Origin of the sequence: Paenibacillus abyssi (assembly GCF_014640295.1) — a bacterium.
Lineage (GTDB): Bacteria > Bacillota > Bacilli > Paenibacillales > Paenibacillaceae > Paenibacillus_D > Paenibacillus_D abyssi.
Map to the genome: position 1 here is coordinate 37,728 of NZ_BMGR01000001.1, position 26,141 is coordinate 63,868.

A 26,141-nucleotide genomic window follows, 5' to 3' on the forward strand; every position below is an offset into this window, starting at 1 on the left:
AAGTGATCTTTTGCTTTATTCTTAAATGTCGATACGATATTGTTGGAGGTGCGGCGTGCCAAAGGTTCTGGTTCTCAACGGACCTAATTTAAACATGCTCGGCATACGCGAACCCGGGGTCTATGGTACGGTGACGCTGTCCGGTATTGAAGCTGCTCTGCGCGATACAGCAAAGCGGCTGTCCGTTGATATTGAGTTTTACCAATCCAATCAAGAAGGCGGATTGATTGATCGGATTCATCAAGCATACGGGAATGTGGACGGGATCGTGATTAATCCCGGAGCCTATACCCATTACAGCTATGCGCTGCGTGACGCAATTAGCTCAGTTGGATTGCCGACCGTCGAGGTACATATGTCGAATATCCACAAAAGAGAATCGTTCCGCCATGTATCAGTCATCGCCCCGGTGGCAGTTGGACAAATCGCCGGAATGGGCGCGTATAGTTACGAATTGGGCTTGCTTGCGCTTATTCAGCATCTTTCTTCATAAAGAGCATGGATTTTATTTGCAAAGGAGGAAGGCAGTTGGTTAACAAACGGGTTACCCGATTGAGGGAGTCGCTTTCTGAACGGGGGTTGGAGGCGCTATTCATCACAAACGCTGTCAATCGCCGTTATATCAGCGGTTTTACCGGATCTTCCGGTTATCTTCTAATTACAGCAACCAACAGCTGGCTCCTTACCGATTTCCGTTATATGTCGCAGGCGCCTGCGCAAGCACCGGCGTTTGACGTGATCGAGCACGCAGCCAAGCCGATCGAAACGGTGAAGGAATTGCTTGCGAATGCGGGGATCAAACGGCTTGGTTTCGAGCAGGATGCAGTCGTGTTCAGCGATTATTCCAATTGGTCAGAGGCACTGCAGGGCATTGAGCTTGTACCGGTATCTTCCGTCGTGGAAGAGCTGAGAATGATCAAGGATGACAGCGAGATCGCGATCATGCAGGATGCCGCCAAGCTGGCAGATGAGACCCTTGCGCATATCACCGGCCTGCTTAAACCGGGCATGCGGGAATCCGATATTGCGCTTGAGATGGAAGTATTCATGCGCAGCCGCGGTGCGACTTCCTCCTCATTTGACACGATTGTAGCGTCCGGAGAGCGTTCGGCCTTGCCCCATGGCGTAGCAAGCGCCAGAATATTGCAGGACAATGAGTTCGTAAAGCTGGATTTTGGCGCTTATTATGAGGGATATTGCTCCGATTTGACCCGGACTGTGTTCATCGGCACGCCGACGGCAAAACACCGGGAGATTTATGAGATCGTCCTCGAGGCACAAATGCACGCGCTGTCTGAGATTAAACCCGGTATGACCGGCAGGGAAGCCGATGCCTTGACGAGAGATATCATCACGAGGTATGGTTATGGTGACCGTTTTGGACATGGCACAGGGCATGGCCTTGGCATGGAGATCCATGAGGCGCCCCGACTGTCCAAACTTAGCGACACAATTTTAACCCCCGGCATGACGGTGACGGTGGAGCCCGGCATTTATCTCCCCGGTTTTGGCGGAGTTCGAATCGAGGACGACGTTGTCATTACGGATAACGGGATTAAAATATTAACCTCGTCTCCCAAGGAATTTATGCTGTTGGGATGATAAGGAACAAGATTAAATGGAGGTTATAAGCAGTGATTTCAGTTAATGATTTTAAAACAGGCTTGACCGTAGAAGTAGATGGCGACATTTTTACCGTTTTGGATTTTCAGCATGTTAAGCCAGGCAAAGGTGCTGCATTTGTGCGCTCTAAGCTGAAAAATCTCCGCAACGGCAATACCGTGGAAAAAACGTTCCGTGCGGGCGAGACGATTGGCCGGGCGATTATTGAGAACCGTGAAGTGCAATATTTGTACAACTCCGGTAATGAATATACGTTCATGGACAATGAAACGTATGACCAGTTTAACCTGGATAAAAAACAGTTGGAATGGGAAATCAACTTCCTGAAAGAAAACATGAACGTCAATATCTCCAGCTACCAAGGCGAAATTATCGGAATTAACATTCCTAACAGTGTCGAGCTGAAGGTTATCGAGACCGAGCCCGGCATTAAAGGAAATACAGCTACGGGCGCAACGAAGAGTGCGAAGGTAGAAACCGGCTTGAACGTACAAGTGCCGTTGTTCATTAATGAAGGCGACGTACTGCTGATCGATACTCGTGAAGGCAAGTATATCTCCCGCGCATAGATTGGGAGTGAAGGAAAGCCGCTTCGGCCTTTTAAGGCTGAAAGCGGCTTTTTTTCGAATATAAATCACGATCGGTCTATTCGCCGTGCTTTGTGTTATGTTATAATATGTACTTGTATGTAAATGTTGTGGTTAGGAGTGAATGAGCGTTGTCGTTAATAGTGATGAAGTTCGGCGGTAGTTCCGTTGGCAGTCCGGAGCGGATGCAGCGGGTAGCCAAACGAATTGTAGAGAGACAGCAAGAAGGCCACAAGATCGTTGTCGTTGTCTCGGCAATGGGAGATACAACGGATGATCTGATTGACCAGTCCAAGCTGCTTAATCCGAATCCACCGGCACGCGAAATGGATATGCTTCTGACGACCGGAGAGCAAATTTCAATTGCCTTATTGTCGATGACGATTCACAGCCTCGGCTATCAGGCGGTTTCGTATACGGGTTGGCAGGCTGGCTTCCGCACGGATAGCGTGCACAGTAAAGCCCGGATTACGGATATCCGGCCGGAGCGTATTTTCAAGGCGCTTGACGAAGGAAACATTGTGGTTGTTGCGGGATTTCAAGCGATGTCGGAAGATGGAGAGATTACGACGCTGGGCCGCGGTGGATCGGATACGACTGCCGTAGCGCTTGCCGCTGCAATACAAGCAGACCTGTGCGAGATCTATACCGACGTTGATGGCGTTTATTCTACGGATCCGCGTGTTGTAAAGGTCGCGAGAAAGCTGAATGAAATTTCGTATGATGAAATGTTGGAGCTTGCGCATTTAGGCGCAGCTGTCCTGCATCCGAGAGCCGTTGAATATGCGAAGCATAACAATGTGTGCCTGGTTGTAAGATCCAGCTTTACGCAAAATGATGGGACGTATGTGAAGGAGGAAGCGGTAATGGAGCAGGGTGTTGTCGTCCGCGGTATTGCATTTGACAAAAATGTGGCACGCATCAGTATTATGGGAGTTCAGGATATTCCGGGAGTATTGGCTAAGGTGTTCGGCGCTCTAGCGAAAAACGGAATAGATGTGGATATCATCGTACAAAGCGGTGTGCTGGACGGCAAAGCCGATTTCTCCTTCACGCTTTCAAACAGCGATAAGGAAAAAGCTTTATCCGTAATCGAAAGCATTCGCGGAGAGATTCCTTTCCGTGAAACCAGCTCGGAAGACAACCTTGTAAAGGTATCGATTGTAGGTGCCGGCATGGTGAGTAACCCGGGCGTTGCCGCTACGATGTTTGAAGCGATCTCGAGAATCGGCGTGAGCATAAAGATGGTCAGCACATCCGAGATCAAAGTGTCTTGTGTCATTAACGCTGACCCGCTGCAGGATGTTGTGCGCGCTTTGCATACTGCATATGGTCTGGATACAAACGAGCAGGTGTTTGTTGGCGGACCGCAGGATAGAAGGTAATTTGAGCCGGTTCTGCCTGCTTCGGTTTGCGCAATAAAAAATCACCTTCGCTATGTCGAATATGGGCATAACGGAGGTGATTTTTAATTTGTTTTATGTTCTGAACAGGAGGATTCAACCAGCTTAACCGAGCCGATCACTGATCATGGAAAATATTTTATACAGTAGGGCTGTGAGCCCCGCAGCCATCAAGGGGCCGACAGGTATTCCCCGCAAAAAGACAATCCCGAGGATGGAGCCGATCACAATCCCTACGATAAGCTGGGGGTCAAACTTCAGCATCTCAAGTCCCTTGCCATTTACATAGGTAGCCAGAGCTCCCCCGGCAAGTGCCAGCCAACCAGGCCATGAGGTTAGGGCTCCCATGATTTCCTTCGTCTGAATCCGTCCTGAAGCGAACGGCACCAGCACGCTAAAGGTCAGAAATAACAGGCCGAGCTCGAGTCCTCTTCGCTCAATCGTCGGCAAAAAGCGTTCCAAATGAATGAGCTTCACGATTAATAGAATGCAGGCAGCCGTCGCGATGATCGGCGACCTGCCTATTAATCCGATAATGATAAGGGCGACAAGTATGATTTCTCCGGTCATGCCGATTCTCCCGTTCTTTGCGCGTTTTCGGTTACAAAAGCATATAGTTCAATGTATGTCCGAAGAACGAGAATATGCAGACAAACCCTTGTAGTCTTCCTCCCTTTATATCATATAAAGAATAGGCTCCGGCAACTGCTTCGTAATGATTGGGAACGTATCGGAGCGCAATCCGCGTCTCATTGCCTCCAGGGCAATTACATCAGCAGGTGGGATGTTACCCAGGTTTACATTGGAGCCGATGGCTTCAAGAAGCAGTACCTGTTGTGATTTCAACGGTGCTTCCCATAAGATGCGGTTGACATCCGGCAGCTGCGCAATCACGCGTTCGAAGGTTTCCTGCCGGCAATTTCCCTGTTCATCAAACAGTCCTACACCGATGCCGGATTCCCTGGCCTCTACTGTAACCAGATCCGCACCCGCCTGAAGATCTTCCTCTGCCGTATCCGCTAATTCAAAGGGGTCGATCGTAGATCCTGCTGTTTTTTTACCGTATTCCGTAAAAACACGCAGTCCCCGGGCCGCCCCTTCACGGATAAGCTCCGTTCTTTTGCGTCTGCTAAGTTCAATTGTGCCGTCCGACACTTCAATAGCCGTAAATCCTAACTGGCATACAGAATCGAAAAACGATGACACCACATCCTGCGCCACGGCTGCTTCGAGCAATGTTCCGCCAGGCATAATGAGAATATTCCGCTTTGCTGCCAATCTAATTTTGTGCTGCAGCTGCTCATCCGAGTAAAGGGGGGACGTGCCGAAGCCAAGCTTGATACAGTCCACATATTGACCCGCTGTTTCGATAAGATCAGAATACGCATGTTTTCCCAGGCCTTTATCGATAATCATCGTCCTGCCGCATGCTTCGCTGCTCTTCTCCCAGTTAGCCGAGCTTGATTGCCGCATTTTGCTGCGTTCACCTTTAGGGTCGCACAGCAGTCTGTGCCATGCCCCGCTTGAGGTTACCTCCATATTCCGATTCTCCTTGCTTGATCGTATTAGGGTGGAAACCATCCAACCATGTGAGCAATATATGCGGCCATGGGTAGGCTGGTGCCGGGTATGCCTAAAATTAGACAAGCCCGCATACAGTTTAGTAAGAAATGAATAAGGAGGAGGAACGTGGTGAACAAAATTGTCTTAAGTATGGCGATTCTGCGCATCCTGTCCGGCAGCATCGAGGTCTTTGCGGCTTTTCTGATGCTCCGCCTAAACCAAGTTGACAAAGCGTTAGTCGTCAATTCATCGCTTGCTTTGGTGGGGCCGTTGATCTTAATATCGACCACGACAATTGGTCTGGTCGGCCTTTCAGACAAGCTTTCGATGGACAAGTTTTTTTGGGTGCTTGCAGGCATTACTTGTTTGCTGGTCGGGATACTGAAAAAATGACTACCCTCGCAGCTTCAGCAGCGGCAAAGCTTGTCATAAAACCAAGTACATCGCATACATATGATTACAAGCAAGGACAAACTTCCGGGAGGGTTGCCGCATGTTGACTCGCGTAATGCACCTGCTGCCATTAGAGCTGCAAGCCGTGCTGGAGCGGCTGCCGGAGCAGGTTCGGGATGAGCTTGAAGAAATCAGGGTGCGCGAAGGACGTCCGCTGGAGATCAGTTATGGAGGCTTGTTCCGGTTCGCATCCGCAGACGGCTCGCTGAGCATGGTCCCGACAGCTGCTTACAAGCCGGAAGGGACAACCTGCCGAAAGCTTCTCGAACGTATTACGAACCATTCCTTGTATGCGATGGAAGAAGAGCTGAAGCGGGGCTATATCACCGTCGGCGGTGGTCATCGAATCGGCCTTGCTGGCCGTACGGTGCTTGAAGCAGGTGCGGTAAGGGGGATCCGGGAAGTCGGGGGGTTCAATATTAGGATTGCCAGAGAAGTAGTAGGCGCAGCGGATCGGCTGCAGGATAAACTGATGGACTGGGATCGGAAATCGGTGCTTCCAACTCTCATCATCGGTCCGCCCCAACAAGGAAAAACAACAGTGGTCAGAGATCTGGCAAGGTCGATTAGCTATGGCCGGTGGCTGCATCCGGGAGCGTCTGGCTGGCCGGGGAGAAAAGTCGCCATTGTGGATGAACGATCGGAGATTGCCGCATGCATGCGGGGGGTGCCGACTTTTGATGTCGGCCCGCGTACCGATGTGATGGATGCTTGCCCGAAAGCTGAAGGCATGATGATGCTGCTGCGTTCGATGTCTCCGGAGATTTTGATCGTTGATGAAATCGGGCGCCGCGAAGATTCGGAAGCCATCCGCGAAGCGAGCCATGCGGGGGTAAGTGTCATTGCGACCGCCCATGCTTATGATTTGGAGGATGCCAAGGGCAGGCCCGTTCTGCGGGGACTGCTGGAGGAAGGCGTATTTGCCGCAGTCGTCGTGATCCGGCGGTCTGCTGTTGGTGCTGTGTTTCAGACGATACCATTAGGGACAAGGGCAAGAGCGCCGGCAGCCAGGGAGCCGACGGAGACGGAAGACAGGCAGGCCATTGCCAGGGGTCAGCCCGTGAAACTGGCCATTTCCAGCCGGCCAAGCCGAGGTGATCGGCATGATTAAAATCATTGGCGCTGTGCTGGTATTATTTGCAGGAACGATGATTGGCTTTCAACAAGCAGCGAAGTTCGCCGCGCGTCCAAGGCAGCTGCGTCAGCTGGCTCATGCGCTGCAGAGGCTGGAAACCGAGATCGGTTACGGTTATACGCCGCTGCCGGAGGCATTGGCACGAGCGGTCTTTACGATACCAGAGCCGGTTGCCGGAGTGTTCCGAAACACTGCCAGCCAATTGTGCGATACGAAAGGACTGACTTTTCAGGAATGCTGGGAGATTGCAATTAATGAACAGTGGTCAATGACAGCGATGAAGGACAATGAGAAGGTCGTCTTGCTTCGTCTAGGCTCCGCATTAGGCATTAGTGACAGGGACGATCAGATCAAACATATTCGACTGGCGCTGCTGCAGCTGAAATCGGAGGAAGACGCGGCGCGTGAAGACCAAGGCAGATACGAAAAAATGAGCAAGAGCCTGGGGATTCTGGCTGCTGCGCTGATCGTCATTCTGATGGTGTAACAGAGGTGGGGTGCCGGAGAAATGAACATGGATGTCAGTGCGATATTTCAAATCGCTGGAATCGGAATTATTATTGCAATGATCCACACTGTGCTGAAGCAAATGGGCAAGGAGGATATGGCTCACTGGGTCACGGTTATCGGCTTTGTCGTTGTGTTATTCATGGTGGTGCGTTTGTTGAATGAATTGTTTCAAGAAATTAAAACGATCTTTCTTTTCCAATAACCGGCTTTATTTTGCCATAGGGTACTTAGAGGTGAATCAGCATGGAAATGATCCAGATCGTCGGCCTCGGTCTCATTGCTACCGTTTTAATATTGGTTGTCCGAGAGCAGAAGCCGATATTCGCTTTCGTGCTGGCGGCATTCACCGGCGTCTATTTATTCTTGTTCTTGATCGGCAAGATTGATGCGGTTATTAAGGTGCTGGAAGATCTTGCTAACCGTTCGAGTATTCCTTCTATTTATATGTCGACCATACTCAAAATTATAGGGATTGCTTATATTGCCGAGTTTGGCGCGCAGATCGTACGTGACGCCGGACAAGAAAGCATTGCCTCCAAAATCGAATTCGCGGGTAAAATTCTAATCCTAGTGATGGCTGTGCCGATTATCAGCGTCATCGTTGAATCCGTCATGAACCTGCTGCCGGCAGGAGGATGAGTATAATGAACCGACTGACCGTATGGAAGACGGCTGCTTGCATGTTTGCTCTCGTGTTCATCTGCCTGGTATCTGTTCAATCTGGCTATGCATTGCCGCAGGATGCCGAGATGTCAAATTCAGGACAGCCTGAGGAACAGGCAGAGGTTCAACTGCCCGGACGTTTAGCAGAGGAGCAGCTGCGGGCGATTGATACCGGTGTGGTGGAGGATTATTGGAATCGCTTGATGAGGGAATACGGAGGGTACTTTCCCGAAGGGCAAATGCCCAGCTTCTTTGACATGATAAGGCCGGGAGGTGAAGGCTTAAAGCTTGGCATGATCCTGCAAGGCCTGCTCGAGTATGTGCTGCATGAGGTGTTGTACAATGGCAAGCTGCTCGTTACGATCGTCATCCTTACCGTATTCAGCATGATTCTCGAGACGCTGCAAAATGCGTTCGAACGTAAAACGGTAAGTAAAGTCGCCTATGCGGTCTCGTATATGGTGTTGATCGTGATCGCCGTCAACAGCTTTCATGTTGCAATCGGGTACGCCAAGGATGCTATTAGCGGAATGATCCAATTCATGATGGCGATGATTCCGCTGCTGCTTACGCTCCTGGCTTCGATGGGAAATGTAATCACGGTATCTGTCATGCATCCTTTGATCGTATTCATGATCCATGCAGTCGGCACCTTGATCCATGTCATCGTGTTTCCGCTGCTGTTCTTCTCCGCCGTGCTGCATATTGCCAGTGCGATTTCGGATCGCTTCAAGGTGACACAGCTTGCAAATCTGCTGCGCACAATCAGCGTGGGATTGCTTGGTGGACTGTTGACTATATTTCTCGGCGTCATCTCTGTACAGGGAGCAACGGGTTCAGTAACCGATGGCGTGACATTGCGCACAGCGAAATTCATTACCGGTAATTTTGTGCCTGTAGTCGGACGCATGTTCTCGGATGCCGCTGATACGGTATTATCCGCGTCGCTGCTTGTCAAAAATGCGATCGGAATTGCGGGCGTCGTCATTCTGCTGTTTCTCTGCGCTTTTCCTGCGGTCAAGATTCTTGTAATGGCGCTTATTTACAGGCTGTGCGCCGCTATCCTGCAGCCGCTTGGCGATAGTCCGATCATCACCTGCTTGGAAACCATCGGTAAGACGATGATCTACATATTTGCGGCGTTGGCCTCGGTCGGGTTGATGTTTTTTATGGCGGTGACCATCATTTTAATGGCCGGCAATGCGGCGATCATGGTGAGATGAGACATGGAGCGGCTACTGAGCCGCAACCTGAGGATTGGAGGCGGAACGGTTGATGGCGTGGCTCAGTGATTGGTTACGACAGATTATCGCTGTCATCCTACTGGCCGGCATTATCGAGCTGCTGCTGCCAAGCTCCGCTTATCAGCGTTATATCCGTCTTGTTGTCGGCATGCTGATTTTGCTTATCCTGCTTTCTCCGGTTTTACAGCTGCTGCAAGGCGATTATGAAGGGAAATTAACGGATAGCTTCAAGGCCTGGAATCGCTCCCTGTCCTCATCATCGGAGATGATGGGACTGGAACAAATCCGCCAGCAAGCGCAGCGCATAAAAGAGGATCAGCAGCAGCAAGCGGCGCTGTTAGCCGAAAAGCATTTGGCGGCGTCGATCGAAGCCGAGGTCGAGCGGATAACCGGCCTGGACTTGCTGGGAATGAGCGTGAAGCTGGAGAAAAACGGACGTACAGGTGACGATCGCATCGTAAAAGCGAATGTATATCTGTCCAATATGGCGCCTGAGCAACTAACAGATGCCCAGGAAGAAGAGGAAGAAATCGTGCCGGTGGAGTCTATCGCAGTTGATGTGACGATTCCCATTGTGAATCCAGCCGAGGCGCAATCGGTTGGGCACAAGGAGGGTACCGCAGATACTGCAGATTCAAAGGGTGCCGCCGATCAATGGCTTCCTGCGACCGATGAAAGGGTTCGGCGCATTGCGGCAGTGCTGTCGGCTGGATGGGGGATTGCCCCAGGCGACGTGCGCGTCAGCGCAGCTGCAGCCGAAGGCTAGCAGCCCTAAAGGAGGTGCGAATGCGGTGGCCGGATGGCTGAATAAATTGGAAACCATGCTTGGAGGGGGCCCTTCGGGGCCGAAGAGGGTGAAAACGCTGCGTTGGTTATTATTGATCGGTGCGATCGGCATCGGACTGATGATTATGAACTCCTTCTTCTCGCTGAAGCAAGTCGAGCCTGCAGCAGATACAGTGCCTCCTCCGCCGGAAGCTCAAGAAACACTGCTCGGACGCGTGGAGCCGGAATCCATGTTTGCTTCAATTGAACATCCGCTGGAGAACAGATTAAAAGAAATTTTAGAGAAGATCGTTGGAGTAGGTACAGTGGATGTATTAATAACGATCGAATCGACCGAGGAATTGGTTGTCGAGCGAAATGAAAAGCTGACCCAGCAGTCGACGGAGGAAACCGATAAGAATGGCGGCAGAAGACATATTACGTCCTATACAAAGGATGGCCAAGTCGTGCTGTACGAGGTTGCTGGGGAGAATACGCCGATCATAACCAAAAGGATCAATCCGCGGATCCGCGGTATTCTGGTCGTTGCCCGCGGCGCAGAGAATCAGACCGTCCGGCAGCTTATCGTGGACGCCATTCAAAAAGGGTTTCATGTGCAGTCGCACAGAATTTCAGTCCTGCCAAGCAAGCAGCCTTAAGAAAATAATGTCAATACAACCGAACTATAATCCAGGAAGGATGATCTATCAATGAACACGAAGAGACAAACCGTCTGGTTGGTTTCCATGCTCAGTTTAATGGTCATATTGTCGGCATATTATCTGTTTACTGAAGACTCAGGATCTTCGAATATGTTTACCGACGCCGGCCAAGGGGGAGCGACTGAAGCTGCCGCAGGCACGAATGGCGCCGATCCTACACTCGATGAAGTCATAGTGACAGAGATTGAACAAATCGGGGAGTCCGGCTTGAGCGAGGCCGACCAGGAAGTGCTTAACAAATTGGAGGAGAATGGAGCGGCTGCCTTATCGAACGATTATTTCACAGAACAGCAATTGCTTCGCGCTGAAACACTTGCCGTGGAAACCGATCGCCTGTTAAGTATCGTGGCTGATACGGAGCAGAAAACAGAAGATGCGACTAGCGCATTGGAAAAGCTGAATCTGCTTGAAGAGCAGGAGCTCAAACTTACGAGCCTCGAAGAGGAGCTGCTCGCCGAGTATTCGAATGCGGTGATCGCTGAAGAGAACGACAACTTTAAGGTCGTCGTACAAAGCGAGAAGCTGGAGAGAAGCCAAGCGGACAGCATTATTGAATTGGTCATGACTACATTAGACGTAGGCGCAGAGCGCATATCCGTTCAGTTTGTTCCTTAATAGACATTAATGCCGCATCCCCGTACCCTCAAATCCGGTACGGGGATTTTGCTTGTTAAAGCTTGTGTAAAAAATGGGTTCGTGTTCACGATCATTTGTGATATAATACTAACGTTATAGCAATAATGTAACATAACACAGCTTTACAAATGTTAAGGAGTGAATAAAATCGATGTTCAAATTGAGCGAGATTAAAGAGCTGATTAAACTGGTTGATCAGACCTCTGTACAAGAGCTCGAAATTGAAAATGAAGGGGCACGCCTGCTCATTCGCAAACCGGGAAAAACGGAAGTGGTGAACTTACAGACCGCCCCGATTACCCATACATATTCACCGGCGGTTCCCGCGCCTCAAGCGGCGCCGGTATCTGCTGCGCTAGCGCCTCAGGCCGCTGAGCCGGCATCTTCAGCAGCTGACAACCTGCATAAGATCGTTTCTCCGATGGTAGGCACATTTTACCGGGCGGCATCGCCGGATGCGGCGCCTTTTGTTAAAATTGGAGACCGAGTGAACGATAAAACGGTCGTCTGCATTCTCGAAGCGATGAAATTAATGAACGAGCTCGAAGCGGAAGTACGCGGGGAGATCGTCGAGGTTCTTGTTGAGAATGGACAGCTTGTTGAATTTGGACAACCGTTGTTCCTTGTCAAACCGGAATAATCGATAGCTTCGCGAAAGGGGTTCAAAGGGTGAAATTTCATAAAATATTGATTGCTAACCGCGGGGAAATTGCGGTTCGCATTATTCGCGCTTGCCGTGAATTGGGCATTCAGACCGTTGCCGTTTATTCTGAAGCGGACCGTGATTCACTGCATGTGCGTTTGGCTGACGAAGCGTATTGCATCGGTCCCGTGTTATCTAGAGACAGTTATTTGAACTTGACGAACATTATGAGCGTTGCAACGCTGACTGAATGTGACGCGATTCATCCGGGATATGGGTTTTTGGCCGAGAACGCGGATTTTGCCGAGATTTGTGAATCCTGCAATATTACGTTTATCGGACCGTCTCCGGAAGCGATCAGCAAGATGGGGGACAAATCGGTTGCGAAGCTGACGATGAAACAGGCCGACGTACCGGTAATCCCGGGCTCGGACGGGCTGATCGAGGATTTGGACAAAGCGGTTCTGATCGCCCGCGAGATCGGTTATCCGGTCATCATTAAGGCGACTGCCGGCGGCGGCGGGAAAGGGATCCGGATTGCAGAGGATGAAGAATCCCTTATCCAACAGATTACAACCGCCCAGCAGGAAGCGCAAAAAGCGTTCGGTAATGCAGGGGTATACTTAGAAAAGTATTTGACAGGCATGAAACACGTGGAGATCCAGATTATTGCGGATAAACACGGCAATGCCGTTCATCTTTTCGAGCGTGACTGCTCGATCCAGCGCCGCCGTCAGAAGCTTGTTGAAGAAGCGCCTTGTCCGATCCTTACACCGGAACAGCGCGAGCGGATGGGGCAGGCTGCAGTCAGGGCTGCGTTAGCGGTTAATTATTCCGGAGCCGGTACGCTTGAATTTCTGATGGGACAGGACGGGCAATTCTACTTTATGGAGATGAATACCCGCATCCAAGTCGAGCATCCCGTAACAGAGATGATTACAAATACGGACCTGATTAAAGAAATGATCTCCGTTGCTGAAGGCAATGAGCTTTCTTTCAAGCAGGAGGATTTAACGATTAACGGCTGGTCAATGGAATGCCGGATTAATGCCGAGGACTCCGAACGTAATTTCATGCCTTCACCAGGCCATATCCAGTTTTATCTGCCTCCGGGAGGCTTGGGTGTTCGTGTTGATAGTGCTGCGTATCCCGGCTATACGATATCGCCGCATTACGACTCGATGATCGCAAAATTGATCGTATGGGGAGCCACACGTGAAGAAGCGATAAACCGGATGAAGAGGGCGCTCTCTGAATTCGCGATCGAAGGAATTAAAACGACGATCCCGTTCCATATGAAATTGCTCAATCATCCGAAGTTCATCCAAGGCGATTTTGATATCAAATTTCTCGAGGAATACGATGTCAATGATGCCGACGGAGCCAGTAATGGAGCCAATTTTAACATTTAAGCAAGTTTGTCATAAATCTCTTCAAATGTTATAGTATAGGAATAAGATTGCGGATAAGCATATAGGAAAATCAGCGGATAATTCCGCAACTTTATGGGAGGTGAGTGATCCAATATGAGTACGATTGCTGCGGATTATGAAAAGACTGAAATGGGAACCATTCAGATCGCTCCAGAGGTTATCGAAGTGATTGCCGGACTTGCAACGGTCGAAGTGGAAGGCGTTGCAGGGATGAGCGGCGGTTTTGCCGGCGGGATTGCGGAACTGCTCGGGCGCAAGAACTTATCCAAAGGGGTCAAGGTTGAAGTCGGACAGCGGGAAGCTGCTGTTGACGTGTCCATTATCGTGGAATATGGCAATCGAATTCCGGATATCGCATCGGAGATTCAACGCAATGTCAAACGCTCGATTGAAACGATGACAGGACTTCATGTTGTCGAGGTGAATGTACACATCCATGACGTGTATTTTAAAGCCTCGGACAAACCTGAGGAAGAAGATGCTCAGCCTCATCGCGTGAAGTAGACGATGTAATGATTCATAAATTATAAGATCCCCCTCGTGAAGGGCTTGCCGCTCGGCGCAAGGGGGCTTTTCATTCGAATGGTCGGAGGAGGAGGCATACGCGTTGGTCAAAATAATGGACAGGCTCCTATTGTTCTTTTACAGCTTAATAATCGGTGCCGTTTCGATCGCTGGATTAGGTTTGGGGGCAGGATGGATTTCCGAGAGAATCGTATCTGCATGGGTCAATGAATTGTTTGGAGATGCGTTATGGCTTCAAGCTACACTCATATCCGTCTCGATCGTTCTGTTTTTGGTCAGCTTGCGATTCTTTTATGTATCTGTCAAGCGGGGGAATGCTTCCGTACCTTCCATCGACCAAAGAACCGATTTTGGTGATATCCGTATTTCTATGGAAACCGTCGAGAACCTGGCGCTTAAAGCAGCAGGCAAGCAGCGGGGGGTAAAAGATCTTAAGGCTCGCATCCGGATTGCGGAAGCTGGTTTGGAAATCATGCTTCGCGCGGTCGTTGACGGAGAAACCTCGATTCCAGGGCTGACGGAAGACATCCAGCGTGCAGTCAAGGAACATATTGAAGAAATTACCGGAATTCCTGTTGCGCTGGTTACGGTATATGTAGCAAATATCATCCAAACCCAAACCTTTAAAAGTCGTGTAGAATAGAGGTGAGCATATCCATGTGGAGGGAGTTTTGGATCACCTACGCCGGGCGTATAACCGGTGTTGCTACTGCTCTTTTATTAGGTTTTATTTATCTGTTTTCCGGTTTTTGGGATATGCTGTTTTTCGCATTATTGTTGTGGATCGGATATTTTTTCGGCAAGCAGAAGGATATGTCCGCCCTGCCTAGAATATCGTGGCATCAGATAACCGACTGGTTCTCTGACCGTTGGCGGCCGTTTAGATAATCCTGTGATCTCCTCCGTACGCCGGACATCGGCAAGCTGCTGTTCGGGGCAGGGAGGAGATCATAGGATTTTTCAAATATTACAAAGCATTTGGGAGGATCCATGAAACGAAGACTGGCACGAGAAATAGCGGTACAGAGCTTGTATCAAATGGAAATGAATGAGGTGACCGCAAGCGATGCGGTCGATATGCTTATTGAAGAAGTAAAGGAAGAAAATGAAATCGGTGCGGATACCGGCGAGGTCGACAAAATTGATGCGTTTGTCAGGGAGCTCGTGAATGGGGTTACCGGGCAACGGCAGTCTATCGATGATATGCTGCAGCAGTATTTGACAGGGTGGCAAGTGGACCGGTTGTCCAGAGTTGACCGGCAGGTGCTGAGATTGGCATGTTATGAGATGGTGTATCGTAATGACGTGCCGCCAAAAGCTGTCATTAATGAAGCGATTGAACTGGCCAAGCATTTTGGAACCGATGAATCGGGGAAATTTGTTAACGGCGTTCTTGGCCGATTGATCAAGGCTTTGGAAGAGCTTAAAAAACCAAACTAAAACAGAATCAAGTTTATGGAGACTGGAGAGATCGCAATATGACCGCACAACGCATTGAAGGTAAAAAAATATCGGATACCATTCGTTTGGAAATTCAGCAGCAAACCGAGAAACTTAAAGGACAAGCAGTGATACCTGGTCTGGCGGTCGTGCTTGTAGGCGAAGATCCTGCATCAAAAGTGTACGTAGGAAGCAAAGAAAAAGCGTGTCAGCAAATGGGCTTTTATTCCGAAGTGCACCGCTTGCCTGAGACAACTTCGCAGGAGGAGCTTTTAGAGCTTATCGCACAATTAAACGGGCAGGACACTATTCACGGTATTTTGGTTCAACTGCCGCTCCCTGCCCACATCGAAGAGAAAGCAGTAATCGACGCGATCAGCGTGGATAAAGACGTTGATGGCTTTCATCCGGTAAGCACAGGTAATCTGGTTATTGGCGATGACAGCCTTCTGCCTTGCACGCCAGCGGGCAGCATTGAGCTGATCAAACGGACAGGCATTGATATTGCAGGCAAACATGCTGTTGTAATCGGACGAAGCAATATCGTGGGCAAGCCTGTCTCCATGCTGCTGCTTCGTGAAAATGCAACTGTAACGATCTGCCATTCCAAAACGTCGAATATGAAAGAGATCACCAAGCAGGCGGACATTCTGGTTGTAGCCATCGGCAAAGCGAAGGCGATTGACAGCAGCTATATTAAGCCGGGTGCAGTTGTCATTGATGTGGGTATTAATCGTTTGCCTGATGGGAAGCTGGCAGGGGATGTTGATTTTGAGGATGCCCTCGAAACGGCCGGATACATCACGCCGGTTCCAGGCGGTGTAGGCCCAATGACCATCACGATGCTGATGATGAATACATTAAAAGCGGCTAAAAGGTTGAACGGAATCAAGGAGTGATCCGAACAATGGCAGAAAGTCCTCGCATTTATTCGATCAAGGAAATTAATCGTTATATTCGTATGAAACTGGAATCGGATCATGTACTATCCGATGTCTGGCTTCGCGGCGAGATATCGAACTTTACGCATCATTCCAGCGGGCATATGTACTTTACGCTAAAGGATAAGGACAGCCGCGTGAAATGCATCATGTTTGCCTCACATAATCAACGGCTTCCGTTTATTCCCCGCGAAGGCACGAAAGTAATCGCAAGAGGAAATGTCTCGGTTTATGAACGTGACGGGAATTATCAGTTCTATGTCACGCAAATGCAGCCGGATGGCATTGGAAGTTTATATCTTGCATTTGAGCAGTTAAAGCAAAAGCTGGAGTCGGAAGGATTGTTTGCTCAGGAACGTAAGCGGACAATCCCTCTTTATCCTAGAGCGATCGGCGTAGTCACTTCACCTACTGGCGCGGCGGTTAGGGATATCCTGATTACGCTGGAGCGCCGGTTTCCTACCGTGCCGGTAATTGTGGTGCCTGTGCTCGTGCAGGGCCCCCAAGCGGCGCCATCCATTGTAAAAGCGATTCAGCAATTGAATGAACAAAATGAAGTGGACGTGTTAATCGTCGGCCGGGGCGGCGGGTCGTTGGAGGAACTATGGGCCTTTAACGAAGAAACGGTCGCACGCAGCATAGCTGCTTCCACTATTCCGATTATTTCAGCTGTCGGTCATGAGACCGACTATACGATTGCCGATTTTGTTGCGGATTTAAGAGCCGCCACGCCTACCGCGGCCGCGGAACTTGCTGTTCCGCACCGGATGGAGCTGCAGCAGCAGCTTACGCGGATTCAGCAGCGGTTGCGGCAAGCATTACATATGAAGCTTCAATCCGGCCAAGAGCGGCTGCTGCGCGTTAGGCGTTCTTCGTTGTTCATGCATCCGCGGCGTTATTTAATGGAGCCTGCTGAGCGGCTGGATCGCTTGCAGGACAAGCTTAGGCACTTGACAACCAGGCAAGCCGAGCGTGTCAGAGGACGTTTTATGCGGTTATCCGCCGCGGTGGCGGCAGCGCATCCCGGAGAGCAATTGGCTTATGCCAATAAGCGGTGGCGCACAACTTCACGGCAGCTGGAATCGACAATGCTGGGGCTTGTACGTTCCCGTAAAATGGAACTGCACGGCAAAATACGCGGATTGGACGCTTTAAGCCCTTTGAAAGTCATGGCAAGAGGTTACAGCCTTGTATATGATGAGCAGGAGAAACGCCTGATCAAATCAATCGGAGATGTACAGCCGGGCGATATGATAAAGGTAAAGCTGGCCGACGGGCAAATGGAATGTCATGTTTGGTCGATGAAAGGGGAGACGGTTAACGATGGAAACAACGGATAAAACCGAAAGCTTCGAGGAAGCGATGGAGCAGCTTGAGATCATTGTAGCGAAGCTGGAGAACGGCGATGTTCCTTTGGAGACGGCAATTGAGCTGTTTCAGGAAGGCATGAGGCTCTCACAGTTATGCGGAAGCAAGCTGGAGCAGGTAGAGCGCAGAATTGAAATGCTGATCGAAACAGAACAAGGACTGCAGAAAAAACCGTTTGCAACGCCAAACGAAGATAAAGGGGAATAAGCTTGAAAGCATCGAATTCGATTAAAGAATATATTGCTGCACAAGCAGAGCACATCGAAGCCGCGCTGCAGTGTATTGTGCCTTCCGAATGGGATGTGCCGCCTACGCTGCGCGAGTCGATGAATTACTCCACGATGGCAGGCGGCAAAAGATTGCGTCCGGTATTTGTGCTTACGGCGGCGGAAGCCGTAACTGGGGATCAATCTGCTGTAGATGCGGCTACGCCGATCGCTTGTGCTGTCGAGCTTATACATACTTATTCGCTTATCCATGACGATCTGCCGGCTATGGATGATGATGATTTTCGCAGAGGCAAGCCGACCAACCATAAGGTGTATGGCGAGGCGATAGCAATACTGGCTGGCGACGCATTGCTTACGCATGCTTTCTATTGTGTAACGATGGCGGCCAAGCAGCATCAGGTAAGCGCAGAAACTGCGCTATCCATCGTAGAAGATCTCTCCGTACTGGCTGGCGCACCGGGAATGGTCGGAGGTCAAGCGGCGGATATCCTCGGCGAGCAGGGCGTTACCACGTTAGCTGATCTTGAATATATTCACCGCCATAAAACGAGCGATCTTATCGCTTTTTCATTGAAAGCCGGCGGTCGGATTGGCGGCGCGAACAGCGCACAATTAAATGCATTGGAACAATATGGGCGTAAACTTGGTCTTGCTTTTCAAATTCAGGATGATATCCTTGATTTGATCGGTGATGAACAAAAGCTCGGCAAAAAAATAAACAGTGATGTGGAACAAAACAAAGTTACATATCCATATCTGATCGGCTTGGACGAGAGCAAAGCGCAGGTGGAACGCTTAACAGCTGAAGCAAAGCAGCTTCTGCTTGCCGCAAACTTGGCTCAACCGGAACGGCTGATTCAAATTGCGGACTTCTTGATGCAACGGGATCATTGATGCGGTTGGAGGTCTCTTGGTTTGCGCTTGGGATTATAGGTTATATTGTGATATAATTAGGAAAAACGTTAGACGTTCGTTGGACAACAGTGTTTTCAGTCCAAGAAAGCGAGGAAAACACGTGCTGCTCGAGAAGATTAAAGAGCCTAAAAATGTAAAGGAATTGTCGATTAGCCAGTTGGAGCAATTGGCAGCTGAAATCAGGCAGTTCTTAATAGAGAAATTATCAATTACAGGCGGCCATTTGGCTCCCAACTTAGGCGTTGTTGAATTAACGCTTATGCTGCATTACTTATATGATAGCCCGACCGATAAGTTCATCTTCGACGTGGGACACCAATCATACGTACACAAAATGTTAACCGGGCGCATGGACCGGTTTGATACGCTGCGCAAGTACAAAGGGTTGTGCGGTTTCGTTAAACGCTCCGAAAGTGAGCATGACGTTTGGGAAGCCGGCCATAGCAGCACTTCACTGTCTGCCGCAATGGGGATGGCGCTTGCGCGGGATTTAAAGGGAGAGACCAATAAGGTTATCGCGGTAATCGGGGATGGTGCGCTAACGGGCGGTATGGCTTTGGAAGCGCTCAATCATATCGGTCATGAGAAAAAGAATCTCATCGTCGTTCTGAATGACAACGAGATGTCGATCGCGCCTAATGTCGGTGCGATTCATAATTACTTGGGCAAGATTCGTTCGGATAAGCATTATCAAAAAGCCAAGGACGAGCTTCAGTACCTATTGAACAAAATCCCGGCGATTGGCGGCAAAATAGCCAAAACGGCCGAACGCTTGAAGGATAGCCTGAAATATATGGTCGTCTCCGGCGTGCTGTTTGAGGAGCTTGGGCTTACTTACCTTGGTCCGGTTGATGGACATGATCTAAACAAATTGCAGGAGGTATTCCAGCAAGCCAATAATGTGACCGGCCCTGTTCTGGTTCATGTCCTCACGACGAAGGGAAAGGGCTACTCGCCTGCTGAGTCAGACTCCCACAAGTGGCACGGCATAACGCCGTATAAGATTGAATCAGGACAAGTCCTCAAGGCGGTCGGGCCTCCTATGTATACGGAAGTGTTCGGGGATGCTTTGATCGAATTGGCGGAAAAGGATGAACGCATTATAGCTGTTACGCCGGCTATGCCTGGCGGCTCCGGATTGATGAAATTTGCGGCTCGTTTCCCCGGCAGGATGATTGATGTCGGGATCGCTGAGCAGCATGCGGCAACAATGTCTGCCGCGCTCGCGATTGAAGGCATGAAGCCCGTATTTGCAGTTTATTCCACGTTCCTGCAGCGTGCATATGATCAGGTGGTACATGATATTTGCCGCCAGAATCTTAACGTCGTATTTGCTATCGACCGGGCAGGCTTTGTCGGTCCGGACGGGGAGACCCACCATGGGGTTTATGATATACCTTTCCTGCGCCATGTCCCTAACATGGTGTTGATGATGCCTAAGGACGAAAACGAGCTTCGTAATATGATGAAAACGGCATTGGATTACAATGATGGCCCGATCGCGATTCGTTATCCGCGGGTAGCCGGTCTTGGGGTTGAAATTGATGCGGAGATGAAGCCGATACCGATCGGCACTTGGGAAGTGCTGAGGGAAGGCGATTCGGCCACGATCCTGACCTTGGGCCCGATGATTCAAGTAGCGGAAGAAGCGGCTGATATGCTGAAGCGCGATGGCCTGAACGTGCGTATCGTCAATGCGCGCTTCATTAAACCGCTCGATAAAGCTATGCTGTTACAGCTTGCAGCTGATAAGCAGAAAATGATTGTGTTAGAGGAAGGCTCCCAGCAGGGCGGTCTTGGAAGTGCTGTACTCGAATTTTATTCCGAGCATGGCATTCATGATCTTGCGATACGCATTATGGGAATTCCGGATGAGTTCATTGAGCATGGTTCGATTAAAGAACAGAGACAAGAGATCGGATTAACGTCCGAACAGATTGCTGCGGAAATGATCAAATTAATGCCGCGGCGCAGACGAAGTGCAACTGGACAGCGGTAATAGGCAAGGAGAAATATGACGACAGCGAAGGAACGAATCGATGTGCTCCTCGTGGAGCAGGGCTTTTATGAAAGTCGTGAGAAAGCAAAAGCCGCCTTAATGGCCGGCCTTATACTGGTTGATGGTGAACGAATTGAGAAAAGCGGCACGAAAGTATTGCGTACGGCCGCCATCCATGTCAAAGGTGCGCTTCATCCCTATGTAAGCCGGGGCGGCTTAAAGCTGGAAAAGGCGCTGCGCGAGTTCAACATTTCACTGCAGGATGCCGTGATGCTGGATATCGGAGCATCCACCGGAGGATTCACGGATTGTGCATTGCAGAATGGGGCGGCATATGTCTATGCAATCGATGTTGGCTATAACCAATTAGACTGGTCGCTGCGCCAGCATGAACGTGTCAATGTGATGGAACGGACTAACTTTCGTTACATGCAGCCTGAAGATTTGAAAGGCCCGCAGCCGAATTTTGCAACAATTGACGTATCCTTTATTTCCCTTCGGATTATTTTGCCAGCTTTGTCAAGGCTGCTGCCCGAGGGCTCCGGAGTTGTTGCGCTAATCAAGCCGCAATTCGAAGCCGGACGCGAAAAGGTTGGCAAATCCGGTGTCGTTAGAGAATCTGCTGTGCACAGAGAGGTATTGGAGAATGTGCTGTCATTTGCGGGGGAGCTTGGCTTCCAATTGCAAAATGTCACCTATTCCCCGATTACCGGCGGTGAAGGAAATATTGAATTTTTAGCTTATTGGCATTGGCTGCCTTCAGGAGAGCGCCGGGGGCCCGATGTACAGGCGGTTGCGGAATTAGTCAAACAAGCCGGTGAGGCATTTCAGAGCAAGTGATGACAATCACCAGTAAGAGAGAATAAATGTAACAGCTGCTCAAAGCTGCGATATTTATTCTCTTTTTTTAATTTTATTGTAGCCATGGACGATTAATTTTGGTAAACTGATATCGAAAACCAAACAAGCGTTCGCTTTATACGTACAGGAATTTGCAAAGCCTCTATCGAATTGTACCGTATCGACCAAATGCTGTCCGGGAGGGATTGCGGTGGGGAAATACGGAGACTGGTTCGTGATGATCGTTGCAGGAGGGCTGATCGTTTTTTGGTTATACACACGATTTTATCGTTGGTTACATACGCCCTCGGGCACAGGGCTCATCCTGCTTCAGGACGGAATGGAATTGGATGATGACGATGAGTATGTGCGGCTCCTTGAGAGTGAAGGATATATAGTATCCTCAGGGAAGCATCGCATTCCGATTCGAATCGGCCTGGATGAAGAAGTTTTACATAGCCGTTTATACATCGATTATGTGGCGGAGAAGAACGGCAGCCTTTTTATTGTCAAGAGCGCCCGTGATCGGATGCCGATTGACTGGACAGGCAGCGGAGTACGCGATCGGCTGCTTGTCTACGCACTGCTTGTTCCTTATTGCGCCGGTGTGTTGTTTGTCGACATCAAAGAGAAACAGATTAGAACGATTACGTTTCATATAAATGAACAGTGATAAGTACCCAGGAGGTAAGAGATGAAGGGGATAAGACATATCAAAATCAGAGAGATTATAACCAATCAGGTTGTGGAGACACAAGATGAGTTGGTTGAAGCACTGCGCAGCTCAGGACAGCAGGTTACCCAAGCGACTGTGTCCAGAGATATAAAAGAAATGCAGCTAATAAAAGTACAAACTGATGACGGGCGTTACAAATATTCGCTTCCGACCGAGCAGCGTTACAATCCGGTTCATAAACTGAAACGGGCTCTGCTCGATCATTATGTCCATATTGACTACACCGATAATCTTGTCGTCATGAAATGCTTGCCGGGCACTGCCAATGCAATTGGAGCCTTGATCGACAACATGGAGTGGACCGAGGTCATGGGCACAATCTGTGGGGATGACACCATCCTCATGATATGCAGAACGAAGAGCCAGAGCGGCGAGGTTGTGGATCGCTTGCTTAATTTATTAAATTAATTTTGTCCTGAATTAATAAGGAGGTATATAACATGCTTCGGGAATTGTCCATTCGTAATTTGGCGGTCATTGAACAAGTTAACGTCACCTTTCATGAAGGATTTCATGTATTAACTGGTGAAACGGGAGCGGGAAAATCAATTCTGATTGACGCGTTAAGCCTTGTCGTTGGCGGGCGGGGATCTGCGGATATGGTTCGTCATGGGTGCGACAAAGCCGAGATCGAAGCGATGTTTGATCTTCCTGCTCAACATCCGGTCTGGCAGTCGCTCGCCCAGAACGGGATCAGCGCGTCTCCGGATGAAATGCTGATTATTCGTCGCGAGCTGTCGACGCATGGTAAGAGCGTAAGCCGCATTAATGGTCAAATCGTTAATTTAACGATGCTTCGCGATGCAGGAGAGTGGTTAGTCAATCTGCATGGCCAGCACGAACATCAATCTTTATTAAAAACGGAGCAGCACCTGGAGTGGTTGGATTTGTACGCGGGTGAACCGCTAATGGATAAAAAAACAGCTTATCAGGAAGCATTTAGAATGTATCAACAGGTGCGGGTGAGGTATAAAGAATTGGAAGATACATCACGCCAAAATATGCAAATGCTTGATCTGTACCGCTTCCAAATTGAAGAGATTAAAGCAGCAGGCTTAAAAATTGGCGAGGATGAAGCGCTTGTAGAGGAGAAACGCAAGCTCTCTCATGCGGAACGCAGGATGGACCATTCTTCAGAGGCTTATTCGCTGCTTTACGGTCCTAAAGGCCTGGATGCGTTCAGTAAAGCAATATCGAAACTAGAAGATATTCGGTCATACGATTCAGCTGTGCTTGATCCTTTGCTGGAACAGCTCCAGTCCGCTTATTATCAAGCGGAAGATGCGGCCTTCCAACTGCGGGATTATCGCGATGGGATTGAATTCAATCCGGAACGCCTTGCGGAAATTGAGGACCGCCTGGACCTTATTCATGGATTAAAGCGAAAATATGGTGAATCCATCCCGGATATGCTGTCTTATCTTGCCAAGATAACGGCTGAAGCGGATAAGCTGGAAAACCGTGACGAGCATCTGCAGCGATTAAAGGAGGAAGAAAACAGCACGCGTGATCGGGCGATGAAGCTTGCCCTTACGTTATCCGAACTTAGACGGCACGCAGCCAGCCGGCTTGCAGATGCTATAGAAACCGAGTTAAAGCAGCTTCAGATGGGCCGTACGACGTTCCGCGTCCAGCTGGAGCAGCATCGGGACGGTCAAGATGGCGCGCGCTTGACACCGCAAGGGGTCGACGAGGCAGTCTTCCTCATCTCACCGAATCCGGGCGAACCGCTCAAACCGCTTAACAAAATCGCATCGGGCGGTGAAATGTCGCGAATTATGCTTGCCCTCAAAGCCATATTTGCACAGATTGACCGCGTACCCGTACTTGTATTTGATGAGGTGGATACCGGTGTCAGCGGACGTGCTGCACAAGCAATAGCCGAGAAAATGTCTGTATTGTCAACAAGATGCCAGGTGTTTTCCATCACGCATCTTCCGCAGGTGGCATGCATGGCAGACCATCATTATGAAATTCACAAAAACATCATTGATGAGCGGACTGCTACGTCAGTTACAGAGCTGCCCCTGCATAAACGAATCGAAGAACTGGCGAGAATGCTCGGCGGAGTGGAAGTAACGGAAAAAACGAGACATCATGCACAAGAAATGCTTGACTTGGCGACCAGGCAGAAGGGGGCGTAATGGAAGCCATTCAGGGAATGTTTTATGGGACATAAAAGCGTGAGGACAGGGTTACCTTATAGGTACGCCATTGGCGATACTCGTCAAGCGATGGAAGCATAGGGAGCGTGAAATCATTGAACTCCAGCAGTCGGAAGCGATGGTTCGGCCTTGTTCTTGCACTCGTCGTTTGTATGATCGGCATTTCCTCACCGTTTCAACACTTTGCCGCATTCCCGAATGAACTTCGTTTATTCTCCGGCCAACTGAAACGTTTGAACTACGTGATGCCGGTTCATGCTCAGCTTACCGTTAATCCGCAAGTGTTAAGTGTCAACGGATCAACGGATCGTTCGATGCAGGTGGATTTGAGTCGTCCTTTATCTCTGGAACCGCACCAAAGCGGCCAAACGCAATTGAAGTTGAAATTATTTGGCAGGATTCCTTTCAAGACAGTCAAAGTAAGTGTGGTACCTGATTTGAAGGTGATCCCAGGCGGTCAGACGATTGGCGTCAAAGTCAAATCGGCAGGGATTATGGTTGTTGGGCATCATCAAGTGACGACTGGCAAAGAAAGCAAGCTCTCTCCCGGTGAACAAGCAGGTATCAAGCTGGGGGATTTAATCGTTCGAGTAAACGGCGTTTACTTAAACGAAGTTGCCAAGGTAGCGACAATTGTAGAGAAATCAGGTAAAATCAAACAGTCCTTAAAATTATCGATTAAACGCAATGGGCAATTGATTGAGAAGCGGATCAAGCCGGCGTATGACATTGAAGATCAAGCATGGCGCTTAGGCTTGTACATCCGCGATTCTGCAGCCGGTGTGGGTACTTTAACTTTCTATGCCCCGGATCAAAGGGTATACGGCGCCCTAGGGCATGTTATAACCGATATGGACACCCAATCCCCGATTGAAGTCGGTGATGGGCAAATCGTTCAATCGAATGTAACTTCAATTAACAAAAGCCAGAATGGTGAACCCGGGGAGAAACGGGCTCATTTTCTGAAGGCGGGCAAAATATTGGGGAACGTCGTTAGCAATACGCAATTCGGCATCTTCGGCAAGATGAGCGAGCTTCCTTCTCACAGTTATGATATGAAGCCTGTACCGGTTGCTTTTGCAGAAGAGGTACAGGAAGGCCCTGCCGAGATATTGACGGTAATCGGCGGACAAAAGGTCGAACGATTCAAGATTGAGATTATGCATGTAACGAAGCAAACGACGCCGGCGACCAAAGGCATGGTCATCCGGATTACAGATCCCAAACTTATTGAACACACTGGTGGCATCGTACAAGGCATGTCAGGCAGTCCGATCCTTCAAAACGGCAAGCTGGTCGGTGCAGTTACTCACGTGTTTGTCAATGATCCAACATCAGGTTACGGTTGTTTTATTGAATGGATGCTGCAGGATGCAGGGGTCTTGCTAAAACCCGAAAAAAATCTTAAGGCGAGCTAAAGCGCCTTAAGATTTTTTTGTACCATGCGCCATCTTTTGTCGAAATTATACGAATTCATTCGAACAGTGACGCTTATTGTAATAAATTATTTATTATAATTCAATTTATAAAAAAAATAAAGAAAAATAATTTTCGACAGAAGGAATTTATAAGCCAATGTCGAAAACGTTATGACAGGAAAGA

At 49.4% G+C, this 26,141-nt stretch carries 31 protein-coding genes; 29 read left to right on the plus strand and 2 right to left on the minus strand.

Features of this window, described 5'->3' with window-relative positions; all coding sequences use genetic code 11:
- Window positions 1–55: 55 nt before the first annotated feature.
- The 4 genes from aroQ (at window position 56) to IEW11_RS00215 (ending at window position 3,595) form a co-directional block, all read left to right on the plus strand.
- Window positions 56–493 carry a type II 3-dehydroquinate dehydratase gene (gene aroQ / locus IEW11_RS00200; protein ID WP_188527854.1) on the plus strand — a complete coding sequence of 146 codons (438 nt, stop codon included), beginning with the start codon at window positions 56–58 and terminating at the stop codon, window positions 491–493.
- A 35-nt stretch (window positions 494–528) separates the two neighbouring features.
- A complete protein-coding gene (locus tag IEW11_RS00205; protein WP_308422674.1) occupies window positions 529–1,602 on the plus strand; it encodes a M24 family metallopeptidase in 1,074 nt (357 codons plus the stop codon).
- 32 nt (window positions 1,603–1,634) lie between these two features.
- On the plus strand, window positions 1,635–2,192 hold the full coding sequence (efp, locus tag IEW11_RS00210) for an elongation factor P (protein ID WP_188527858.1): 558 nt from the start codon (window positions 1,635–1,637) through the stop codon (window positions 2,190–2,192).
- 149 nt (window positions 2,193–2,341) lie between these two features.
- On the plus strand, window positions 2,342–3,595 hold the full coding sequence (locus tag IEW11_RS00215) for an aspartate kinase (protein WP_188527860.1): 1,254 nt from the start codon (window positions 2,342–2,344) through the stop codon (window positions 3,593–3,595).
- Between the two features lie 123 nt (window positions 3,596–3,718).
- Here IEW11_RS00215 and IEW11_RS00220 read toward each other — a convergent pair whose 3' ends face one another.
- Window positions 3,719–4,183: a DUF441 domain-containing protein gene (locus IEW11_RS00220; protein ID WP_188527861.1), complete on the minus strand. Its 465-nt coding sequence runs from the start codon at window positions 4,181–4,183 to the stop codon at window positions 3,719–3,721.
- A gap of 105 nt (window positions 4,184–4,288) precedes the next feature.
- The gene (comA, locus tag IEW11_RS00225) at window positions 4,289–5,152 is read right to left on the minus strand and encodes a phosphosulfolactate synthase (RefSeq protein ID WP_188527862.1); all 864 of its coding nucleotides are present in this window, start codon (window positions 5,150–5,152) and stop codon (window positions 4,289–4,291) included.
- 150 nt (window positions 5,153–5,302) lie between these two features.
- Here comA and IEW11_RS00230 point away from each other — a divergent pair, with 150 nt between their 5' ends.
- From IEW11_RS00230 to spoIVB, 25 genes are all read left to right on the plus strand, one after another.
- On the plus strand, window positions 5,303–5,569 hold the full coding sequence (locus IEW11_RS00230; RefSeq protein WP_188527863.1) for a YqhV family protein: 267 nt from the start codon (window positions 5,303–5,305) through the stop codon (window positions 5,567–5,569).
- A gap of 100 nt (window positions 5,570–5,669) precedes the next feature.
- On the plus strand, window positions 5,670–6,740 hold the full coding sequence (gene spoIIIAA, locus IEW11_RS00235; protein ID WP_188527864.1) for a stage III sporulation protein AA: 1,071 nt from the start codon (window positions 5,670–5,672) through the stop codon (window positions 6,738–6,740).
- Complete coding sequence (spoIIIAB, locus tag IEW11_RS00240; protein WP_188527865.1) at window positions 6,733–7,251, plus strand: stage III sporulation protein SpoIIIAB; 519 nt, start codon at window positions 6,733–6,735, stop codon at window positions 7,249–7,251. Before spoIIIAA ends, spoIIIAB begins: the two co-directional genes overlap by 8 nt.
- Window positions 7,252–7,272: 21 nt before the next feature.
- Window positions 7,273–7,476, plus strand: coding sequence for a stage III sporulation protein AC (spoIIIAC, locus tag IEW11_RS00245; RefSeq protein WP_188527867.1), 204 nt, complete (start codon window positions 7,273–7,275; stop codon window positions 7,474–7,476).
- A 41-nt stretch (window positions 7,477–7,517) separates the two neighbouring features.
- The gene (spoIIIAD, locus tag IEW11_RS00250) at window positions 7,518–7,913 is read left to right on the plus strand and encodes a stage III sporulation protein AD (RefSeq protein ID WP_188527869.1); all 396 of its coding nucleotides are present in this window, start codon (window positions 7,518–7,520) and stop codon (window positions 7,911–7,913) included.
- A 5-nt stretch (window positions 7,914–7,918) separates the two neighbouring features.
- The gene (spoIIIAE, locus tag IEW11_RS00255; RefSeq protein WP_188527870.1) at window positions 7,919–9,160 is read left to right on the plus strand and encodes a stage III sporulation protein AE; all 1,242 of its coding nucleotides are present in this window, start codon (window positions 7,919–7,921) and stop codon (window positions 9,158–9,160) included.
- Between the two features lie 52 nt (window positions 9,161–9,212).
- Window positions 9,213–9,947, plus strand: a complete 735-nt coding sequence (gene spoIIIAF, locus IEW11_RS00260; protein WP_188527872.1) for a stage III sporulation protein AF — start codon at window positions 9,213–9,215, stop codon at window positions 9,945–9,947.
- A gap of 25 nt (window positions 9,948–9,972) precedes the next feature.
- Window positions 9,973–10,605 (plus strand): stage III sporulation protein AG, encoded by a 633-nt coding sequence (spoIIIAG, locus tag IEW11_RS00265; RefSeq protein WP_188527874.1) that lies wholly within the window; start codon window positions 9,973–9,975, stop codon window positions 10,603–10,605.
- Between the two features lie 51 nt (window positions 10,606–10,656).
- Entirely contained in the window at window positions 10,657–11,283 is a 627-nt protein-coding gene (locus IEW11_RS00270) for a SpoIIIAH-like family protein (protein ID WP_188527876.1), read from the plus strand.
- Window positions 11,284–11,455: 172 nt separating this feature from the next.
- The gene (gene accB, locus IEW11_RS00275) at window positions 11,456–11,944 is read left to right on the plus strand and encodes an acetyl-CoA carboxylase biotin carboxyl carrier protein (RefSeq protein WP_188527878.1); all 489 of its coding nucleotides are present in this window, start codon (window positions 11,456–11,458) and stop codon (window positions 11,942–11,944) included.
- A gap of 29 nt (window positions 11,945–11,973) precedes the next feature.
- Window positions 11,974–13,359 (plus strand): acetyl-CoA carboxylase biotin carboxylase subunit, encoded by a 1,386-nt coding sequence (accC, locus tag IEW11_RS00280; protein ID WP_188527880.1) that lies wholly within the window; start codon window positions 11,974–11,976, stop codon window positions 13,357–13,359.
- Between the two features lie 114 nt (window positions 13,360–13,473).
- Window positions 13,474–13,884 carry an Asp23/Gls24 family envelope stress response protein gene (locus tag IEW11_RS00285; protein ID WP_188527882.1) on the plus strand — a complete coding sequence of 137 codons (411 nt, stop codon included), beginning with the start codon at window positions 13,474–13,476 and terminating at the stop codon, window positions 13,882–13,884.
- A gap of 103 nt (window positions 13,885–13,987) precedes the next feature.
- The gene (gene amaP / locus IEW11_RS00290; protein ID WP_188527884.1) at window positions 13,988–14,548 is read left to right on the plus strand and encodes an alkaline shock response membrane anchor protein AmaP; all 561 of its coding nucleotides are present in this window, start codon (window positions 13,988–13,990) and stop codon (window positions 14,546–14,548) included.
- Between the two features lie 14 nt (window positions 14,549–14,562).
- Window positions 14,563–14,793: a DUF2273 domain-containing protein gene (locus tag IEW11_RS00295; protein ID WP_188527885.1), complete on the plus strand. Its 231-nt coding sequence runs from the start codon at window positions 14,563–14,565 to the stop codon at window positions 14,791–14,793.
- A gap of 102 nt (window positions 14,794–14,895) precedes the next feature.
- The gene (nusB, locus tag IEW11_RS00300; protein ID WP_188527887.1) at window positions 14,896–15,345 is read left to right on the plus strand and encodes a transcription antitermination factor NusB; all 450 of its coding nucleotides are present in this window, start codon (window positions 14,896–14,898) and stop codon (window positions 15,343–15,345) included.
- A gap of 38 nt (window positions 15,346–15,383) precedes the next feature.
- Window positions 15,384–16,244 (plus strand): bifunctional methylenetetrahydrofolate dehydrogenase/methenyltetrahydrofolate cyclohydrolase FolD, encoded by an 861-nt coding sequence (gene folD, locus IEW11_RS00305; protein ID WP_188527889.1) that lies wholly within the window; start codon window positions 15,384–15,386, stop codon window positions 16,242–16,244.
- Between the two features lie 8 nt (window positions 16,245–16,252).
- Entirely contained in the window at window positions 16,253–17,626 is a 1,374-nt protein-coding gene (xseA, locus tag IEW11_RS00310; RefSeq protein ID WP_188527891.1) for an exodeoxyribonuclease VII large subunit, read from the plus strand.
- Entirely contained in the window at window positions 17,610–17,861 is a 252-nt protein-coding gene (gene xseB / locus IEW11_RS00315; protein WP_188527893.1) for an exodeoxyribonuclease VII small subunit, read from the plus strand. The genes xseA and xseB overlap by 17 nt, the downstream gene beginning before the upstream one ends.
- Before the next feature lie 2 nt (window positions 17,862–17,863).
- On the plus strand, window positions 17,864–18,778 hold the full coding sequence (locus IEW11_RS00320) for a polyprenyl synthetase family protein (RefSeq protein WP_188527895.1): 915 nt from the start codon (window positions 17,864–17,866) through the stop codon (window positions 18,776–18,778).
- Between the two features lie 121 nt (window positions 18,779–18,899).
- Entirely contained in the window at window positions 18,900–20,798 is a 1,899-nt protein-coding gene (gene dxs / locus IEW11_RS00325) for a 1-deoxy-D-xylulose-5-phosphate synthase (RefSeq protein WP_188527897.1), read from the plus strand.
- 15 nt (window positions 20,799–20,813) lie between these two features.
- Window positions 20,814–21,638 (plus strand): TlyA family RNA methyltransferase, encoded by an 825-nt coding sequence (locus tag IEW11_RS00330; RefSeq protein ID WP_188527899.1) that lies wholly within the window; start codon window positions 20,814–20,816, stop codon window positions 21,636–21,638.
- A gap of 211 nt (window positions 21,639–21,849) precedes the next feature.
- Window positions 21,850–22,311, plus strand: a complete 462-nt coding sequence (locus IEW11_RS00335; RefSeq protein ID WP_188527901.1) for a hypothetical protein — start codon at window positions 21,850–21,852, stop codon at window positions 22,309–22,311.
- A 21-nt stretch (window positions 22,312–22,332) separates the two neighbouring features.
- Window positions 22,333–22,782: a transcriptional regulator AhrC/ArgR gene (ahrC, locus tag IEW11_RS00340; protein ID WP_188527903.1), complete on the plus strand. Its 450-nt coding sequence runs from the start codon at window positions 22,333–22,335 to the stop codon at window positions 22,780–22,782.
- Between the two features lie 32 nt (window positions 22,783–22,814).
- A complete protein-coding gene (recN, locus tag IEW11_RS00345) occupies window positions 22,815–24,518 on the plus strand; it encodes a DNA repair protein RecN (RefSeq protein WP_188527905.1) in 1,704 nt (567 codons plus the stop codon).
- A 116-nt stretch (window positions 24,519–24,634) separates the two neighbouring features.
- Window positions 24,635–25,957 (plus strand): SpoIVB peptidase, encoded by a 1,323-nt coding sequence (gene spoIVB / locus IEW11_RS00350; protein ID WP_188527907.1) that lies wholly within the window; start codon window positions 24,635–24,637, stop codon window positions 25,955–25,957.
- Window positions 25,958–26,141 lie beyond the last annotated feature (184 nt).

What these genes read in the sequence shown, in the direction of transcription:
- IEW11_RS00220 (WP_188527861.1), bottom strand. Translation starts at nt 4,183, where the DNA reads ATGACCGGAGAAATCATACTTGTCGCCCTTATCATTATCGGATTAATA.
- comA (WP_188527862.1), bottom strand. Translation starts at nt 5,152, where the DNA reads ATGGAGGTAACCTCAAGCGGGGCATGGCACAGACTGCTGTGCGACCCT.
- spoIIIAA (WP_188527864.1), top strand. Translation starts at nt 5,670, where the DNA reads ATGTTGACTCGCGTAATGCACCTGCTGCCATTAGAGCTGCAAGCCGTG.
- spoIIIAB (WP_188527865.1), top strand. Translation starts at nt 6,733, where the DNA reads ATGATTAAAATCATTGGCGCTGTGCTGGTATTATTTGCAGGAACGATG.
- spoIIIAC (WP_188527867.1), top strand. Translation starts at nt 7,273, where the DNA reads ATGAACATGGATGTCAGTGCGATATTTCAAATCGCTGGAATCGGAATT.
- spoIIIAD (WP_188527869.1), top strand. Translation starts at nt 7,518, where the DNA reads ATGGAAATGATCCAGATCGTCGGCCTCGGTCTCATTGCTACCGTTTTA.
- spoIIIAE (WP_188527870.1), top strand. Translation starts at nt 7,919, where the DNA reads ATGAACCGACTGACCGTATGGAAGACGGCTGCTTGCATGTTTGCTCTC.
- spoIIIAF (WP_188527872.1), top strand. Translation starts at nt 9,213, where the DNA reads ATGGCGTGGCTCAGTGATTGGTTACGACAGATTATCGCTGTCATCCTA.
- IEW11_RS00270 (WP_188527876.1), top strand. Translation starts at nt 10,657, where the DNA reads ATGAACACGAAGAGACAAACCGTCTGGTTGGTTTCCATGCTCAGTTTA.
- accB (WP_188527878.1), top strand. Translation starts at nt 11,456, where the DNA reads ATGTTCAAATTGAGCGAGATTAAAGAGCTGATTAAACTGGTTGATCAG.
- IEW11_RS00285 (WP_188527882.1), top strand. Translation starts at nt 13,474, where the DNA reads ATGAGTACGATTGCTGCGGATTATGAAAAGACTGAAATGGGAACCATT.
- IEW11_RS00295 (WP_188527885.1), top strand. Translation starts at nt 14,563, where the DNA reads ATGTGGAGGGAGTTTTGGATCACCTACGCCGGGCGTATAACCGGTGTT.
- nusB (WP_188527887.1), top strand. Translation starts at nt 14,896, where the DNA reads ATGAAACGAAGACTGGCACGAGAAATAGCGGTACAGAGCTTGTATCAA.
- folD (WP_188527889.1), top strand. Translation starts at nt 15,384, where the DNA reads ATGACCGCACAACGCATTGAAGGTAAAAAAATATCGGATACCATTCGT.
- xseA (WP_188527891.1), top strand. Translation starts at nt 16,253, where the DNA reads ATGGCAGAAAGTCCTCGCATTTATTCGATCAAGGAAATTAATCGTTAT.
- xseB (WP_188527893.1), top strand. Translation starts at nt 17,610, where the DNA reads ATGGAAACAACGGATAAAACCGAAAGCTTCGAGGAAGCGATGGAGCAG.
- IEW11_RS00330 (WP_188527899.1), top strand. Translation starts at nt 20,814, where the DNA reads ATGACGACAGCGAAGGAACGAATCGATGTGCTCCTCGTGGAGCAGGGC.
- ahrC (WP_188527903.1), top strand. Translation starts at nt 22,333, where the DNA reads ATGAAGGGGATAAGACATATCAAAATCAGAGAGATTATAACCAATCAG.
- recN (WP_188527905.1), top strand. Translation starts at nt 22,815, where the DNA reads ATGCTTCGGGAATTGTCCATTCGTAATTTGGCGGTCATTGAACAAGTT.